The organism is uncultured Fluviicola sp. (genome assembly GCF_902168135.1).
In the GTDB taxonomy this organism is placed as follows: Bacteria; Bacteroidota; Bacteroidia; order Flavobacteriales_D; family Crocinitomicaceae; genus Fluviicola.
Genome location: NZ_CABHOL010000034.1, coordinates 47,229 through 61,809 on the forward strand (window position 1 = coordinate 47,229; position 14,581 = coordinate 61,809).

Below are 14,581 nucleotides of genomic sequence, written 5' to 3' on the forward strand. Positions count from 1 at the left end.
CCTTATGAAATCGATTTCCTTAAAAAATTAATTACTTATAAAATCAGGATTGTTTACAAATCACTCATGAACGCGTGCGCAACACCATACGTATTATGAACAATGTAACTACAAGAACGATTATGATAATTGACCGGTTACGATTCCTTTTGTTCTCAACTTTCTCCTTTTCTGCTTTAATTTCATCAAGATAATTCAACACCTCTTTTTTTTGATCTTCACTTAAAGGCAAGTTTTTCTGAACCCCAACAATTCGTGTACCTATAGCTGTTTTATCATCTAAATATCTTGAGAAAAGTTTGAACTGTAAATCGGTTAATTCCCTATCATTTAACCCCGAAACTAAGCCGGGAAAGCCTGGGTGCAAGAACATCGCATTCAATTCAGCATCATTTTTTTGCTCTTTAATATAGAGAAGAAAATAACGAATAACTTCTTGTTTGATGTTGGTTTGATCCGTTTCCTGAAACAAGACTATATAAGAATACAAAGCGATAACCCGCGTTAAATCCTTATTTGCAAACGCTTGTTCCAAAGCCATTAACAACCGATTCTTATCTTCCGATGTAATTGAAGATAAGATCTCATTGGTTTCAGGTAAGTCTTTAAAATTTCTGTCAAGAGAAACCGACATAGTCACTCCTGAAAGATCGGTTTTAATCAATGCTAATCGCTCCAGCATCGACCTAACTTTAGGCGGATAGTTTTGATTCATCCTTTAATAGTTGAAAATCTTTTCAAGGGCTGCTTGTACTTTATCAGCATTCGGCAGCAATTCTGCTTCCAGCGTTGAATTTAAAGGAATAGCCGGCGTATCAATCGCGCCGACCAAACCAATCGGAGCGTCCAAATACTGAAAACAATCTCTTTGAATTCTTCCTGCCAGACCAAGTGTAAAGGATGCTTCAACAGATTCCTCCGTTACCAGCAACACTTTTCCGTGCTTTTCAACAGAAGCAGTAATGGCTTCCATATCCAGCGGATTAATGGAACGAAGATCCAGGATTTCTACTTTTCCTTCAAACTGTTTAGATGCCTCCAAAGTCCAATAAACCCCGCGTCCGTAAGTAATAACCACACAAGATTCCCCTTTTTCTATTGCTGCAGCGGAAGCTTCCTGCACGATTCGGGCTTTCCCGATCGGAATGATGTAATTTTCATCCGGTTCGATGGACATAGCACCTTCTGTACCGGCAATTTTAGACCAGTACAAACCTTTATGCTCAAGAATTACTACTGGATTCGGATCATAATACGCTGCTTTTAACAGTCCTTTTAAATCGGCTCCGGTAGATGGGTAAACTACTTTAATTCCGCGAATATTTGCCAAAACGGACTCAACACTCGATGAATGGTAAGGACCACCTGATCCGTAAGCTCCGATCGGAACGCGAATCACACAGCTAACCGGCCATTTTCCATTGGACAAATAATTGGAACGGGAAACTTCCGTAAATAACTGGTTCAATCCCGGCCAGATATAATCTGCAAACTGAACTTCTACGAACGGTTTTAAACCCACGGCCGACATACCAACCGTGGAACCGATAATAAATGCTTCTTGGATCGGAGTATTGAAAACACGGTCATCACCAAAAGTTTGAGCAAGCGTAGCAGCCTCCCTGAAAACACCACCCAACCTTCCTCCGACGTCTTGTCCGTAAAGCAATGCTTCCGGATGCTCAGACATAATTTCACGCACAGCGAATAAAGCACTGTCAACCATAACAGTTTTCTTCTTCCCTGCCGGCTCGCGCTCCCCCTTCTCTTCCGTAACCGGAGATGGCGCAAAAATAAAATCTGTAACACTTGCCGGTTGCGGATCTTCAGCGTTCAACGCTTTTTCATAATCTTCATCGACCAACTTGCGCACATCTGCTTCAATATTGATGATATCCGCTTCTCCTTCAAGTTCACGAATGATTTCCTTTAGTTTCGGATAAGGATCACGTGTCGCAGCTTCTTCCAAATCATCACGATACCATTCCTTTCGAACACCTGAAGTATGATGACCTAAAAGCGGAACTTTCGCATGAATAATAAAGGGTCTTCTTTCCTTTCTTACGATTTCAAAAACCTCCTGAACAGTTTGGTACGACAAATCAAAATCACTTCCATCTATTGTTCTGACTTCAATCCCCTTAAATCCTTGAGCATAATAGCTAATATCCTGGGCTCTTGTCTCAGCTGCATTTGCTGAAATATCCCATCCGTTATCCTGAACCAAATAAATGATCGGGAATTGTTTTAAAGCAGCCATTTGAAAGGCTTCGGAAACTTCTCCTTCTGTACAGGAAGCATCTCCCAAAGAACAAACAACAACCGGATTTTCACCATTAAAGTCTTCAGCAAGACCGGTTTTTTCTTTATATTGAATCCCCATCGCAATTCCCGTAGTTGGAATGGCCTGCATACCGGTTGCAGAAGACTGATGCGGAATCTTAGGCATATCATCACGCTTCAAAGAAGGGTGTGAATAGTAAGTCCTTCCACCTGAAAACGGATCGTCTTTTTTGGCAAAAACCTGTAGCATCAGCTCATAAGGAGTCATACCAATACCCAACAAAATACTATCGTCACGATAATATGGAGAAACCCAGTCCTGGGGTTTTAACTGCAAACCAACAGCCAGCTGGATTGCCTCATGCCCTCTGGAAGTTGCATGAACATATTTTGCCGTAACCTCTTTATTCGCTTCATATTTTTCTGCAAGTGTTTTTGCCGTAGCCATTAATCGGAATGCTTTCAACAAAACATCTTTGCTTGTCTTCACAGTAGAGTTTATGGTCTTCGAAAGAATATCTGCCATTTTGGGGATGTATTTTGTAACAAAGATAAGATTCAAAAAGGAAATGATTCGTATATGAACAGAATAATCGGTGCTATTCCTAACAAAATATACCTTTACTTCAAAATAGAAAGATATCTTTCCAGGCTTTGTTTTTCAACCTCAGCTACAAAACGAATGAAAGCATCCTTATTTCCGGAAGTTTGAACTTCGTCAAGTGCTTCGTAATAGCTGTAACGCGATGTATTATCACCTTTGATGTTTGCAATTACAAATCCGTTTTGCAATAAGATCATATTCATGATTAAACGGGATGTCCTTCCGTTCCCATCTATAAAGGGATGAATGGTCACTAAGCGTTCATGCATTTCCGCAGCTAAGACTATTGGATGCAGGCTCAACCTGTTTCTTTCATACCAAATGAAATAATCTTCCATTTGCTTTTCAACCAGGTAGGGGGCGGGAGGTACGTGACCGCTTCCCTGAATCATTACCTGAATCCTTCGATATCTCCCTGCTTCTTCGGGAATTATCCCCCGAAGAATTAAATTATGAATACTTAAAACTTCTTTTTTTGTAAGTACAGATTCTTTGGAAATCAATTCCTTTACGTAGTGAATTGCATCCCCGTGATTAATTGCTTCCAGATGCTCTCTCATACTCTTTCCGGAAACAGTTAATCCTTTGTTAATTACAAGATCTGTTTCACGAAGGGTTAAGGTGTTTCCTTCAATCCGATTACTCTCAAAGGTGTATTCCAACTCCAAAGCTTCAGTAATCCGATGGTTTTCAAACTCTCTGATTTGATCCAGTTGACGCTTTAACTCATCTATTTCCCCTAAAGTTTTTTCAATGGATAAATCTTCAAATTTTCTTTTGGGATAATAACTTGCCAATTCTTCCTGAACCATTGACAAAACCTCATCTGCAAATGCATATTGTTTTACCTCGGACAAAACCTTTTCCATTAACCAGGCTTTCATTAAATCATCCAGGTTGATAGAAAGAATATTTGAGATCTGAACAAGTTGTGATTCAGTTGGCAGCCGCTTCCCGTTTTCAAATTTGCTAATCAAGGATTGATCCACTCCAAGCAAATTTGCAAGTTCACGAGAACGCATTCCTTTTGATTTTCTAGCCTTTTGAATCACTCCCTTCATAATTGACAATATTTTTCATGACTAATTTAGTCATTTTTTTTGGTTTTCACAAAAAAAGAGAGAAGTAATCTTCTCTCTTAAAATATTGAATTACTTATTATGTTCAATAATGTAATCCAGTACCTTTTGGATCAAATGAACCCTGTCTTTTCCGATCACATTGTGTTTATGCATCGGATAGTGGAAAAAGTCAATCTGAATTCCAAGATCTATGAACTTCTTGATCAATGCATCATTGTGCTGGGGAACTACTACGTCATCCACTGTTCCATGGATTAACAACAAATCTCCTTTTAATTTGTTTGCATGTGTAAATAACGACGCTTCTTCATATCCCTTGGCATTTTCCTCCGGACGATCCATGTAACGCTCACCATACATTATTTCGTAATATTTCCAGTCAGTAACCGGACCACCCGCAACTCCGACCTTAAATGTCCCGGACTGCTTCAACATTAAGGATGTTGTCATAAAACCTCCGAACGACCATCCGTGAACTGCAAAACGAGATGTATCCACATACGGCAGCGATCTCAAATAATCAATCCCTTTCATTTGATCTTTGATTTCAACATTCCCCAATTGACGGTGAATCTGGTTTTCAAAAGCAAAACCTCGCTCCCCGGACCCGCGATTATCCAATGTAAATACCAGGTAACCTTGTTCTGCCATCCAGTACATCCATAAGTTTGCTCCGTCTAACCAGGAATTGGTGATCATCTGTGCATGCGGCCCACCGTAAACATAAATCATCACCGGATATTTTTTATTCGAATCGAAATTACTAGGCTTGATTAATCTTGTATACAAGGTAGAACCATCCTCCGCCTTAATTTGTCCAATATCTGCCGTCCCGATCTGCACATCGGCCAACTTGTTTTTTGAAACAGAAAGTGTTTTGGTGATTTTGCCTGTAATTGTTTTTAATTCGACTTTTCCCGGAACTGAGTGTGAAGAGTATTGGTCGATAAGATAAGTTCCCATATCATTGATCACAATTCCATGCGTTCCTTCTTCCAATGTCAGACAACGCTGCTTTCCATTTAAATCAACGGCATAGAAAAGGGTATTTAATGGACTTGTGCCGGTTGCTGCAAATACAATTTCTTTCCCTTTATTAATTGATTGTAAAATCTCTTTCGCAACAAACTTGTTGGCTGTCAATTGCTTGATCAAAGTACCATCTAATGAATAATAGTACAAATTATTAAATCCGTCCTTTTCAGAGATCCACACGAAATTATTCGAGTTCGCCGTTGGAAAAAACGCAGGGTGTTCCGGTTCCACCCATTTTTCATGCTGTTCTTCTAAAATAGTCTTGACAAATGCTCCTGTTTTTGCGTCATATTGATTCAGCCACATATGATTTTGCTCACGATTTACTTCAGCGATCAAAACAAATTTCTCGTCCGGTGTCCAACTTAGGTTTGTAAGATAATTGTCTGCCGCTCCTTTTGGAGTTATATAAACAGTATTTTTATCTGAAACAGAATAAATTCCCACCTTCGGTTTTTCCGAACCTTGTCCGGCCATTGGGTACTTAATACTCATCAATTCGGCAGGAATTTTTGTAACATCTACCAAAGGATATTCCTTCACATTCGTTTCGTCTTTTTGATAGAATGCCAGGTAATTCCCTTTTCCGGACCAGAAAATACCGTCTGAGATCCCGAATTCACTTCGGGCAATGGCTTGTCCGGAAACAATGTTTTTATCCGTATTGGAAGTGACAGCGATCTTTTCGCCTTTTGGGTTAACGATCCATAAGTTGTTCTCAACCGTATACGCAACACTTCCGGAGGTCATTTCATACTCCGCACCGGCACCCTCATCCGCAACAGTAACCAGCTTGGACCCTGTCTTTGATTTCAGGTTCAGCAAATAATAGTTATTCCCGTCTGTTAACACCAGCTCATACTCGTTTTTAAAGGAAAACCCATAAAAATTGTATAACTGTGATCCCAGAATTTTATTTACATCCTGGATAGTAAACAATTGCTCCGGGTCCGTTTTTTTCACGGAAGCCTGGTACATGGTTTGGTAATTGTTACTTACATAAACGTAAGAATCTGTTCCCGGGATCCAGGTGATTGAATTACACTGTTCATCTCTAAAAGCCCTGTTCTGCTGCATTACTGCATCTGAAAGTGTCAATTGCTTCTTCTGGGCAACCGCCCCAAATCCTAGGATAACAAATAATGTTAACCCAACATACTTATTCATAAATTATGGTCTTTGAATGAATTTATTAAAAAACGTTTCAAGCGGCAAACCAACTTGAAAGCAATGATCCAGTGTCTCTATCAGGTTTGCCTGCAAAATCAATTCCGCATCGAACTTTGTAAAGAAGTACCATTGCTTATTGAGAATATACGGTTGTTTCTCCGCTTCTTCCTTGAATTCTTTCGGAGCAATTTTATTGCGTTCTCCTCTAACTTCGCCAAATACTTTGACAAATTCTTTATCTGCAATCAGAGAATTGAATTCTTTCAGATTGTGAGCAATTCCTTCACGCACCAAAAACAGATCCTCTTTTTCAATCTCATAAACACCACCATAGACACGCACTTCTTCCGGTCCAAACTCAAAGTAGATGCCATGTATACTTTTCGACTTCTTGCCATTTGGTGCTACCACTGCAGAACACATGGTCTTGTAGGGAGTCTTGTCTTTAGAGAATCGAATATCTCTGTTGATCCGGAAAATACATTCGGACGCTTTTAAATCTTTAAATGAAGGATGTGACTTTGCCAAATGATCAATAAAAGCCTGAACAAAATCTGCAAAAGGTTTCTTTACTGAATTTTCGTAGCGCTTCCTGTTTAAATCAAACCAATCTTTATTGTTGTTTGCAGCCAGTTCAATAAAGAAATCGAGATAATCTTTTGTAAAATATGCCATGAGCCAAAGATAGCATTTATCTAATTCGCAAACTTGTTGATTTTTACAGTTTTTTAAGAGTACGATTTTCTGTAAATGAATCCTCTTATCAGACTCATTTCTCTAAAGATTACAGTACATTTGTCGGAAAACAAAAATACATGGCACAAGTCTCCATAGGACACATTGAAGCAGCTATCGAAAAAGTAGATAGCCTGGACGATAACGCATTAGACAGATTATCGGAAGCACAAACAACTGCACAACCTGTCCTTTTGGGATACATCATGTCGGCAGCACAGGAATATCAAAACGAAGGGTTGGAAAGCCTGTTGATCTATTATTTCACGGTTGTCCTGGAAGCTTATTCCCAAGCAGGGCTGCATCCGAAAAGCGTAACTGATGAACAAATCGATGAGTTTGAAGAACCTTATTTTCAATTGCTCGATGAATACTTCGAAAGTGAAGATGAAACTATTTTGGAAGATTTTTCAGATCAGCCGGACCTGGTAAAATTCATGGCAATGGAAATTGGGATGGAAGATGCGGAAGGAGTTACTTTAGATGACGAAACTGCAACGCAATTGTTCATTGTGATTTTAGCTATGATCTCTTTACTTTCCAGATCTTTGGACTAACACATGAGAACACCTCAGGATATTGTCACTGAAATGATGAGCAAGGATGCCTTTTCTCAATGGTTAGGCATCCGAATTCTTGAAATTGAACCCGGATATTGTAAATTATCCATGACGGTTCGCCCCGAAATGGTGAACGGACACCAAACTGCACACGGCGGAATCTCCTACTCTATCTCAGACTCAGCCCTAGCTTTCGCAGCAAACAGCCGCGGACAAAAAGCGGTAAGTATCGAAACTTCTATTGCACACATCGCTCCGGTAGCAGTAAATGATGAACTACTTGTAATCTGCAAGGAAATCAACTGCGGAAAAACAATTGGACGCTATGAATCAATTGTTTATAACCAAAATCAAAAAATTATTGCTAAATTTAACGGAACCGTTTTTCGCCACCCGGACCCCTGGTAATACCCTTCAAAAAAAAGTATTCACTTTATTATGCACACATAATATTATTTTGTATATTCGTGACAAGTTCACAGTATGCAAAATAAGCCCCAGTACCTCATCGACTTAGATGTTCGATTAACATGGCACAAAATGTCGCGCATGTACAACCAACGAGCAAACAGCTATGGTATTAGTATGTCTGTTGGTTTCATTCTTCTTCATATTGACCGTGAAGGAACTCCAAGCACTCAATTAGGCCCGCGAATGGGAATGGAACCAACCAGTCTTTCTCGGACTTTGAAAACCATGGAAGAAAAAGGGTTCATTCGCCGGGAAGAAGATAAACTCGACAAACGGATAGTACGCATTTTCCTTACAGAAGAAGGTCTAAAAGCGCGCTACATTGCCCGCGACGTTGTTTTCGAATTCAACAATAAAGTCATTGAGCGTATTCCAAAAGAACACATCGATATTTTCGAATCAGTTGTGAACCAAATCCAGGACATTTTGGACGAGGAAAACTCGAATCCATCAGAAGAGTGAAATATATATCCGTAAAAACGGATTCAATAAAAAATCAATTATGAACAGACACATTAAAAAAGTGGCAATTTTAGGATCCGGAGTCATGGGATCCAGAATTGCATGTCACTTTGCCAATGTCGGATGTGAAGTCCTGCTTCTTGACATCCTTCCGAAAGAACCCAACGATGCTGAGAAAGCAAAAGGACTCACAATTGATAGTAAGCCCGTAAGGAATCGCATTGTGAATGAAGCGCTGCAGTTTGCATTGACTTCCAATCCTTCCCCAATTTACCGCAAGTCTTTCGCTTCCCGAATTAAAACCGGAAACTTTGAAGACGATATGGCAAAAATTGCCGATGTGGATTGGATTATCGAAGTAGTTATCGAACGTTTGGACATCAAACAGCAGGTCTTTGAAAATGTGGAGAAATTCCGTAAACCCGGAACTCTGGTTTCAACAAACACTTCCGGAATTCCGATTCACTTAATGTTAGAAGGAAGATCCGACGATTTCAAAAAACACTTCGCCGGAACACACTTTTTCAATCCGCCGAGATACTTACCTTTATTAGAGGTTATTCCAACGAAAGAAACAGCTCCGGAGATCATCGATTTCTACATGTCTTTCGGTTCCAAAATACTCGGAAAAAAAACCGTATTGTGTAAAGACACGCCCGGATTCATCGGAAACCGCATTGGGGTTTATTCCATGGCAAAAGTGATGGAATTGGCTCAGGACCTTGGTCTCACGATTGAAGAAGCAGACTCGCTAACGGGTGCTATTCTTGAACGCCCGAAAACCGGGACATTCAAGTTGGGCGATTTAGTCGGTTTAGATACTGCATATAATGTTACAAAAGGACTACAGGCTAATCTTCCGAACGACCAAATGGTAAAGGACCTAAAAGAATCGAAGGTATTAAACTTCCTGATCGAAAATAAATTCCTGGGAGATAAGACCAAAAAAGGATTTTATTACAAGGAAAAGGATGCTGCCGGTAATGTCAACCGCTTTGCACTTGATTTGGAAACGTTGGAATACCGTCAGATGCAAAAAGCCAAATTCCCGGTATTGGAAATGGCAAAACAGGCTCCGGATCTCAAAACCCGTTTAGGCATGTTATTGCTCGACAAATCAAAAGCCGGAGATTTATTGAGAAAACATTACGCCTCGCTGTTTGCATACATTTCTCAACGGGTTCCCGAAATTTCAGATGTGCTTTTCAGTATTGACGATGCAATCCGCTCAGGATACGCCTGGACTTACGGACCGTTTGAAAACTGGGACATGATCGGTGTGAAGAAAGGAATTGAATTAGCGGAAAGCGAAGGATACACCGTTGCCGAATGGGTAAAAGAACTCGTTGCAGCAGGAAACAATACGTTCTATAAATCCGAAGGTGGTAAAAAATACTTTTACGACATTGCTTCAAAATCATACAAGGTCATTCCGGGAACAGAGCATTTGGTAATCCTGGATGCATTGCGTGAGACCAATAAGGTTTGGGGAAATTCAGATACAACTTTAGTAGATTTGGGTGATGGGATTCTGAACCTGGAATTCCACACGAAAATGAATACAATCGGCGGCGGCGTGATTGAGGGGATCAACAAATCACTTGATTTAGCCGAAAAAGAATACAAAGGTTTAATTATTTCGAACACCGGCGGAAACTTCTCTGCAGGAGCAAATGTCGGGATGATATTCATGATGGCGGTCGAACAAGACTACGATGAATTAAACTTCGCCGTAAAAGCATTCCAGGACACGATGATGCGTGTTCGATACTCCAATATCCCTGTAATTGTAGCTCCGCATAATATGGCTTTGGGTGGTGGCTGTGAACTATCCATGCATTCGGATAAAGTCGTTGCACATGCGGAGCTTTACATGGGATTGGTTGAGTTTGGTGTTGGTTTGATTCCCGGAGGCGGCGGTTCGAAAGAATTTGCAAAACGCTTCTCCGAAGAATTAAAAGACGGTGATATCAAAATCAACCGACTGCGTGAACGCTTCCTTTCAATAGGACAAGCGAAAGTTTCAACTTCAGCTTATGAAGCATTCGACCTGGGCTACTTAAGACCGGGAACAGATGAAGTGATCGTTTCTCGCGAATACCAATTAACCCGGGCAAAAGCCGCTGCATTGGAATTAGCCGACAAAGGATACATTGCTCCGAAAAGAGAAAAAAACATCACTGTTCTTGGCCAGGAAGGACTCGGAATCATTTACGTCGGTGCTAATTCTATGAAATCCGGACACTACATGTCTGAGCACGACCAGGTTATTTCCGAGAAATTAGGCTGGGTCATGTGCGGTGGTGATTTGAGCGAAAACACAGTCGTTTCCGAACAATACTTATTGGACCTGGAGCGAAAAGCATTCGTAGAATTGTGTCAGCAGCGCAAAACTTTGGAGCGATTGGAGAGCTTAGTAAAATCAGGTAAAATTTTGAGAAACTAATCGTTTAGATTAATCAAAAAAAGAAAATCATGTCACAAAAAGCATATATCGTAGCGGGATTCCGCTCAGCAGTTGGAAAAGCAGGAAAAGGAGGATTTCGGTTCTACCGCCCTGATGACTTGGCAGCACGTGTAATCGAACACCTCGTTGCAAGCGTTCCACAAGTAGAAAAAACACGCATCGACGACGTAATCGTGGGGAATGCAACTCCGGAAGCAGAACAAGGATTGAACGTGGGTCGTTTGATTTCCCTGATGGGATTAAAAACCGATAAAGTTCCGGGAATGACTGTCAATCGCTACTGTTCTTCCGGACTGGAGACGATCGCCCTGGCGCAGGCAAAAATTGAAGCCGGAATGGCAGATTGTATTATTGCTGGCGGCGTGGAATCCATGTCGGTTATGGCAATGGGAGGCTGGAGAATTGTCCCGAACCCGAAAGTGGGAAAGGAAAATCCGACCTGGTATTGGGGAATGGGATTGACTGCCGAAGCTGTTGCAGAACAGTTCAAAGTAAGCCGGGAAGATCAGGATTTATTTTCTTTGAAATCCCATGAAAAGGCACTAAAAGCTATTGCTGAAGGGAGATTCAAAGAAGATATCGTTCCTATTGAAGTAGAACACATCTTTTTGGACGAAAATGAAAAAAGACAAACGAAGAAATTCATTGTCGATACCGATGAAGGACCGCGTGCTTCTACCATTGAAGGGCTAGCAAAATTGAAACCAGTTTTCGATGCTATGGGAAGTGTAACTGCCGGAAACTCTTCACAAACTTCCGACGGAGCTGCTTTCGTAATGGTCATGTCTGAGAAAATGATGAAAGAGTTGAATATCGAACCGATTGCACGCCTGCACAGTTATGCCGTAGTTGGTGTAGAACCGCGCATCATGGGAATCGGGCCGGTAGACGCAATCCCAAAAGCATTGAAACAAGCGGGAATGAACCTGAACGACATTAACTTATTCGAATTAAACGAAGCATTCGCTTCCCAGTCTTTGGCGGTGATACGCGAAGTTGGTCTAAACCCGGATATCGTGAACGTCAACGGCGGAGCAATCGCGTTGGGACACCCGCTTGGATGTACCGGAGCCAAATTGACTGTACAAATCATCAACGAACTACGTCGCAGAAAAGAAAAGTACGGAGTGGTAACCATGTGTGTAGGAACCGGACAAGGTGCCGCAGGTGTGATCGAATTGCTGAAGTAAGTACTCCAACTTCATAAAAACTTAAAACGCCATTTTTCTTGCGCCTGCGCTGACCTTGCTCTGCCGAAACGATTATGCTGTAGCTTGTACCGCCGCTAAAGCTTTGGCGACATGCGGTCAGCGAAGGCACAGTGGCTACACAAAGGCAAGAGCTTCAGCGTAAGCGTCCCGATTAATGGCGTTTTTCCTGTTATAATTTTCTAAAAACGCAAATCCAGCTAGCTTTTTCTTAATTTCGAAAGAAATATGGAAAATACGTCTAAGAAAATAGCGAAAGTACAAACGACAAGTCACGCGTTGATCATCGCTTCCATCCTGGTCGTAATCCTTTACCTGGGCCGAAGCCTGATTATCCCTTTGATCTTCGGAATTATCCTTTGGCTTTTGATGCGGAAAGTCCGTTCGCTTTTTTACATGATCGGACTGAGCGATAAATGGTTTCCAAAATGGTTGAAAACATTACTTAGCTCTGCTATCCTTTTTTCAACAGTCTGGGGCATTGGACTGATCTTCGAACGCAACATCCAGGAATTGATCCGCTATTCGGATGCATACGGAAGAAACCTGACACGCATTCTACAGGATTTCGACAGCTTTTCTTCTTATAAAGTCGAGGATCTTGTAAAAAGTTTCAATTCCAATGACCTGATCAACACCTACATGACATCGGTGATCACTTCCCTGCAAGCCATTATTTCCAATGTCATCATTGTTTTGATCTATATGCTCTTTATCATTATGGAAGAATCGTCTTTCAAATTTAAGATCAGAGCTTTATTCCCGGACCGTGCAGCATATGACGAACGTCTTTTAGTCATCCGAAGAATTGAAAAAGCAATCACCAATTACCTGGGGATCAAATCACTCATTGCCTTGATTTCTTCAACCATTGCTTACTCAATCTTTACCCTTGCAGGTTTAAACGCCCCATTCTTTTGGGCATTATTGGTATTTATGTTCAGCTTCATTCCGTTTTTCGGAGTATTGATCAGCTCTTTCTTACCGGCAATTTTTGCAATCGTACAGTTTGCAGGATACAGTGAATCATTGATTATTTTATTCAGCGTCGGATCAATCCAGTTCCTTGCAGGAAATATCATCGAACCAAAAATCATGGGGAACACCATGAACGTAAGTCCGCTTGTGGTAATCCTGGCTTTAGGTTTCTGGGGATTTATCTGGGGGCTCCCGGGAATGTTCCTCAGCGTTCCCATTACCGTGATTATGGTGATTGTTTTCTCGAAATTTAAATCAACTCGCGGAATAGCGATTATCCTTTCGGAAAGAGGGGAAATTGAACATGAATGAAAACATCTCTTTTTACATATTTTTTATTACTTTCTTTGTTTTCGACTGCCCAATTTGAGGATGAAACAGAGAACAAAACTGTTTTTGGCGGTACAAATGTCATTGCAAAAAATGCAGCCGGACAGGTCGGAATAAAATCGAAAGACGGAAAGGAGATCGTTCCATTTGTTTACAACAAGATCATCGAGAACCACCTCGGACTATTTGTTTTTAAGGTCAATAAATCCAACGGGTACGAACGTTCCTATTCTCTGGGTTATTACAACCGGCGATTCAAGCAGGTTCTTCCATGTCAGTATAACAGCTTATTGGCTTTAGACGACGGATTCATTATTGCTTCACAGAATTCGGACAGGAAATTCGGATTGATCGATACCATCGGGCGAATCATCATTCCTTTTGAATACGATGAAATGGCCGCACCAACCGAAGGGTTATTCTTAACCAAAGTAGGCGAAAAATACGGGTTCATTAATAAAAAGAATAGCACGGTTATCGACCACGAATTTGCTTATGCAAGTCCATTTTCGGAAGGGCTGGCTGCTGCCAGTAAATCCAAATTAATCGGTTTTATCAACCGCAAGGGAGATTTTGAGATTAAGGAACGGTTTACTTCAGCCGATGATTTTGCTTACGGTTATGCGCAAGTTTTTTTCTACAATCAAACCAGTGTTGTAAATCCGGCCGGAGAGATTTTGTTTCCTTTTATTTTTAAAAGCATTCATTCGGCAGGAAACGGCCAATTTGTATTTGAGGCAAGCGAAAACCTTCGGAATACTTTAGCAACCACACTTCCTTTATTGGATATCGCGCAAAAACCGGATGAACTTTCACAGTATGACTCTATTATCACTTCCATGGATTCTGAAATTGACTCTGAAATTTTGGAAGAGAAATTCATGGGCGTAATGAATGCGATCGGGCAGTTGATTGGCGGAAATGAATTCAAGCAAGTGGTGCATCTGCACTCGGAAGGAACAGATCAATTATATGCGGTCCAAAAGAAATCCGATGATGAAAATGCAGACAGCAATTACAATTTTGCTTTAATGGACGGAAACGGGAGAATGCTGAGCGAATATCGTTTCTTTGAAGTAAAGCCGGATGAAAAGATTGTTATAGAAGAAACGGAAAAAGGATTTATCAGCTATCACGTTGATCCGACCGGAAAATTAACCAAAGTGGAAGACTAACTATTTTCTGCTTTTAATTTT

Annotated in this window: 12 protein-coding genes; 7 read left to right on the forward strand and 5 right to left on the reverse strand. The window is 40.9% G+C overall.

Features of this window, described 5'->3' with window-relative positions; all coding sequences use genetic code 11:
* Positions 1-64 precede the first annotated feature (64 nt).
* From QZT69_RS12690 to QZT69_RS12710, 5 genes are all read right to left on the reverse strand, one after another.
* Positions 65-715 carry a hypothetical protein gene (locus QZT69_RS12690; RefSeq protein ID WP_294674702.1) on the reverse strand — a complete coding sequence of 217 codons (651 nt, stop codon included), beginning with the start codon at positions 713-715 and terminating at the stop codon, positions 65-67.
* A 3-nt stretch (positions 716-718) separates the two neighbouring features.
* Positions 719-2,809, reverse strand: a complete 2,091-nt coding sequence (locus tag QZT69_RS12695) for a thiamine pyrophosphate-dependent enzyme (protein WP_294674703.1) — start codon at positions 2,807-2,809, stop codon at positions 719-721.
* A 95-nt stretch (positions 2,810-2,904) separates the two neighbouring features.
* The gene (locus tag QZT69_RS12700) at positions 2,905-3,948 is read right to left on the reverse strand and encodes a Fic family protein (RefSeq protein WP_294674705.1); all 1,044 of its coding nucleotides are present in this window, start codon (positions 3,946-3,948) and stop codon (positions 2,905-2,907) included.
* A gap of 90 nt (positions 3,949-4,038) precedes the next feature.
* Positions 4,039-6,171, reverse strand: coding sequence for a S9 family peptidase (locus tag QZT69_RS12705; RefSeq protein WP_294674708.1), 2,133 nt, complete (start codon positions 6,169-6,171; stop codon positions 4,039-4,041).
* A gap of 3 nt (positions 6,172-6,174) precedes the next feature.
* Positions 6,175-6,849, reverse strand: coding sequence for a DUF2461 domain-containing protein (locus QZT69_RS12710; RefSeq protein WP_294674710.1), 675 nt, complete (start codon positions 6,847-6,849; stop codon positions 6,175-6,177).
* Between the two features lie 140 nt (positions 6,850-6,989).
* Between QZT69_RS12710 and QZT69_RS12715 the strand changes: the two genes are divergently transcribed.
* From QZT69_RS12715 to QZT69_RS12745, 7 genes are all read left to right on the forward strand, one after another.
* Entirely contained in the window at positions 6,990-7,466 is a 477-nt protein-coding gene (locus QZT69_RS12715; RefSeq protein WP_294674712.1) for a hypothetical protein, read from the forward strand.
* Between the two features lie 3 nt (positions 7,467-7,469).
* Complete coding sequence (locus QZT69_RS12720; protein ID WP_294674714.1) at positions 7,470-7,877, forward strand: PaaI family thioesterase; 408 nt, start codon at positions 7,470-7,472, stop codon at positions 7,875-7,877.
* 75 nt (positions 7,878-7,952) lie between these two features.
* Positions 7,953-8,402 (forward strand): MarR family transcriptional regulator, encoded by a 450-nt coding sequence (locus QZT69_RS12725; protein WP_294674717.1) that lies wholly within the window; start codon positions 7,953-7,955, stop codon positions 8,400-8,402.
* 40 nt (positions 8,403-8,442) lie between these two features.
* Positions 8,443-10,848, forward strand: a complete 2,406-nt coding sequence (locus tag QZT69_RS12730) for a 3-hydroxyacyl-CoA dehydrogenase/enoyl-CoA hydratase family protein (RefSeq protein WP_294674718.1) — start codon at positions 8,443-8,445, stop codon at positions 10,846-10,848.
* A gap of 29 nt (positions 10,849-10,877) precedes the next feature.
* On the forward strand, positions 10,878-12,059 hold the full coding sequence (locus QZT69_RS12735; RefSeq protein ID WP_294674720.1) for an acetyl-CoA C-acyltransferase: 1,182 nt from the start codon (positions 10,878-10,880) through the stop codon (positions 12,057-12,059).
* A gap of 246 nt (positions 12,060-12,305) precedes the next feature.
* Positions 12,306-13,367 (forward strand): AI-2E family transporter, encoded by a 1,062-nt coding sequence (locus QZT69_RS12740; protein ID WP_294674722.1) that lies wholly within the window; start codon positions 12,306-12,308, stop codon positions 13,365-13,367.
* Positions 13,364-14,560: a WG repeat-containing protein gene (locus QZT69_RS12745; protein WP_294674724.1), complete on the forward strand. Its 1,197-nt coding sequence runs from the start codon at positions 13,364-13,366 to the stop codon at positions 14,558-14,560. The genes QZT69_RS12740 and QZT69_RS12745 overlap by 4 nt, the downstream gene beginning before the upstream one ends.
* The last annotated feature ends 21 nt before the right edge of the window (positions 14,561-14,581 follow it).

Bases quoted from the DNA above. Each gene is read 5' to 3' on its own strand.
- QZT69_RS12740 (WP_294674722.1), top strand. From the start codon at position 12,306: ATGGAAAATACGTCTAAGAAAATAGCGAAAGTACAAACGACAAGTCAC.
- QZT69_RS12690 (WP_294674702.1), bottom strand. From the start codon at position 715: ATGAATCAAAACTATCCGCCTAAAGTTAGGTCGATGCTGGAGCGATTA.
- QZT69_RS12710 (WP_294674710.1), bottom strand. From the start codon at position 6,849: ATGGCATATTTTACAAAAGATTATCTCGATTTCTTTATTGAACTGGCT.
- QZT69_RS12695 (WP_294674703.1), bottom strand. From the start codon at position 2,809: ATGGCAGATATTCTTTCGAAGACCATAAACTCTACTGTGAAGACAAGC.
- QZT69_RS12700 (WP_294674705.1), bottom strand. From the start codon at position 3,948: ATGAAGGGAGTGATTCAAAAGGCTAGAAAATCAAAAGGAATGCGTTCT.
- QZT69_RS12735 (WP_294674720.1), top strand. From the start codon at position 10,878: ATGTCACAAAAAGCATATATCGTAGCGGGATTCCGCTCAGCAGTTGGA.
- QZT69_RS12725 (WP_294674717.1), top strand. From the start codon at position 7,953: ATGCAAAATAAGCCCCAGTACCTCATCGACTTAGATGTTCGATTAACA.
- QZT69_RS12745 (WP_294674724.1), top strand. From the start codon at position 13,364: ATGAAAACATCTCTTTTTACATATTTTTTATTACTTTCTTTGTTTTCG.
- QZT69_RS12720 (WP_294674714.1), top strand. From the start codon at position 7,470: ATGAGAACACCTCAGGATATTGTCACTGAAATGATGAGCAAGGATGCC.
- QZT69_RS12715 (WP_294674712.1), top strand. From the start codon at position 6,990: ATGGCACAAGTCTCCATAGGACACATTGAAGCAGCTATCGAAAAAGTA.
- QZT69_RS12730 (WP_294674718.1), top strand. From the start codon at position 8,443: ATGAACAGACACATTAAAAAAGTGGCAATTTTAGGATCCGGAGTCATG.
- QZT69_RS12705 (WP_294674708.1), bottom strand. From the start codon at position 6,171: ATGAATAAGTATGTTGGGTTAACATTATTTGTTATCCTAGGATTTGGG.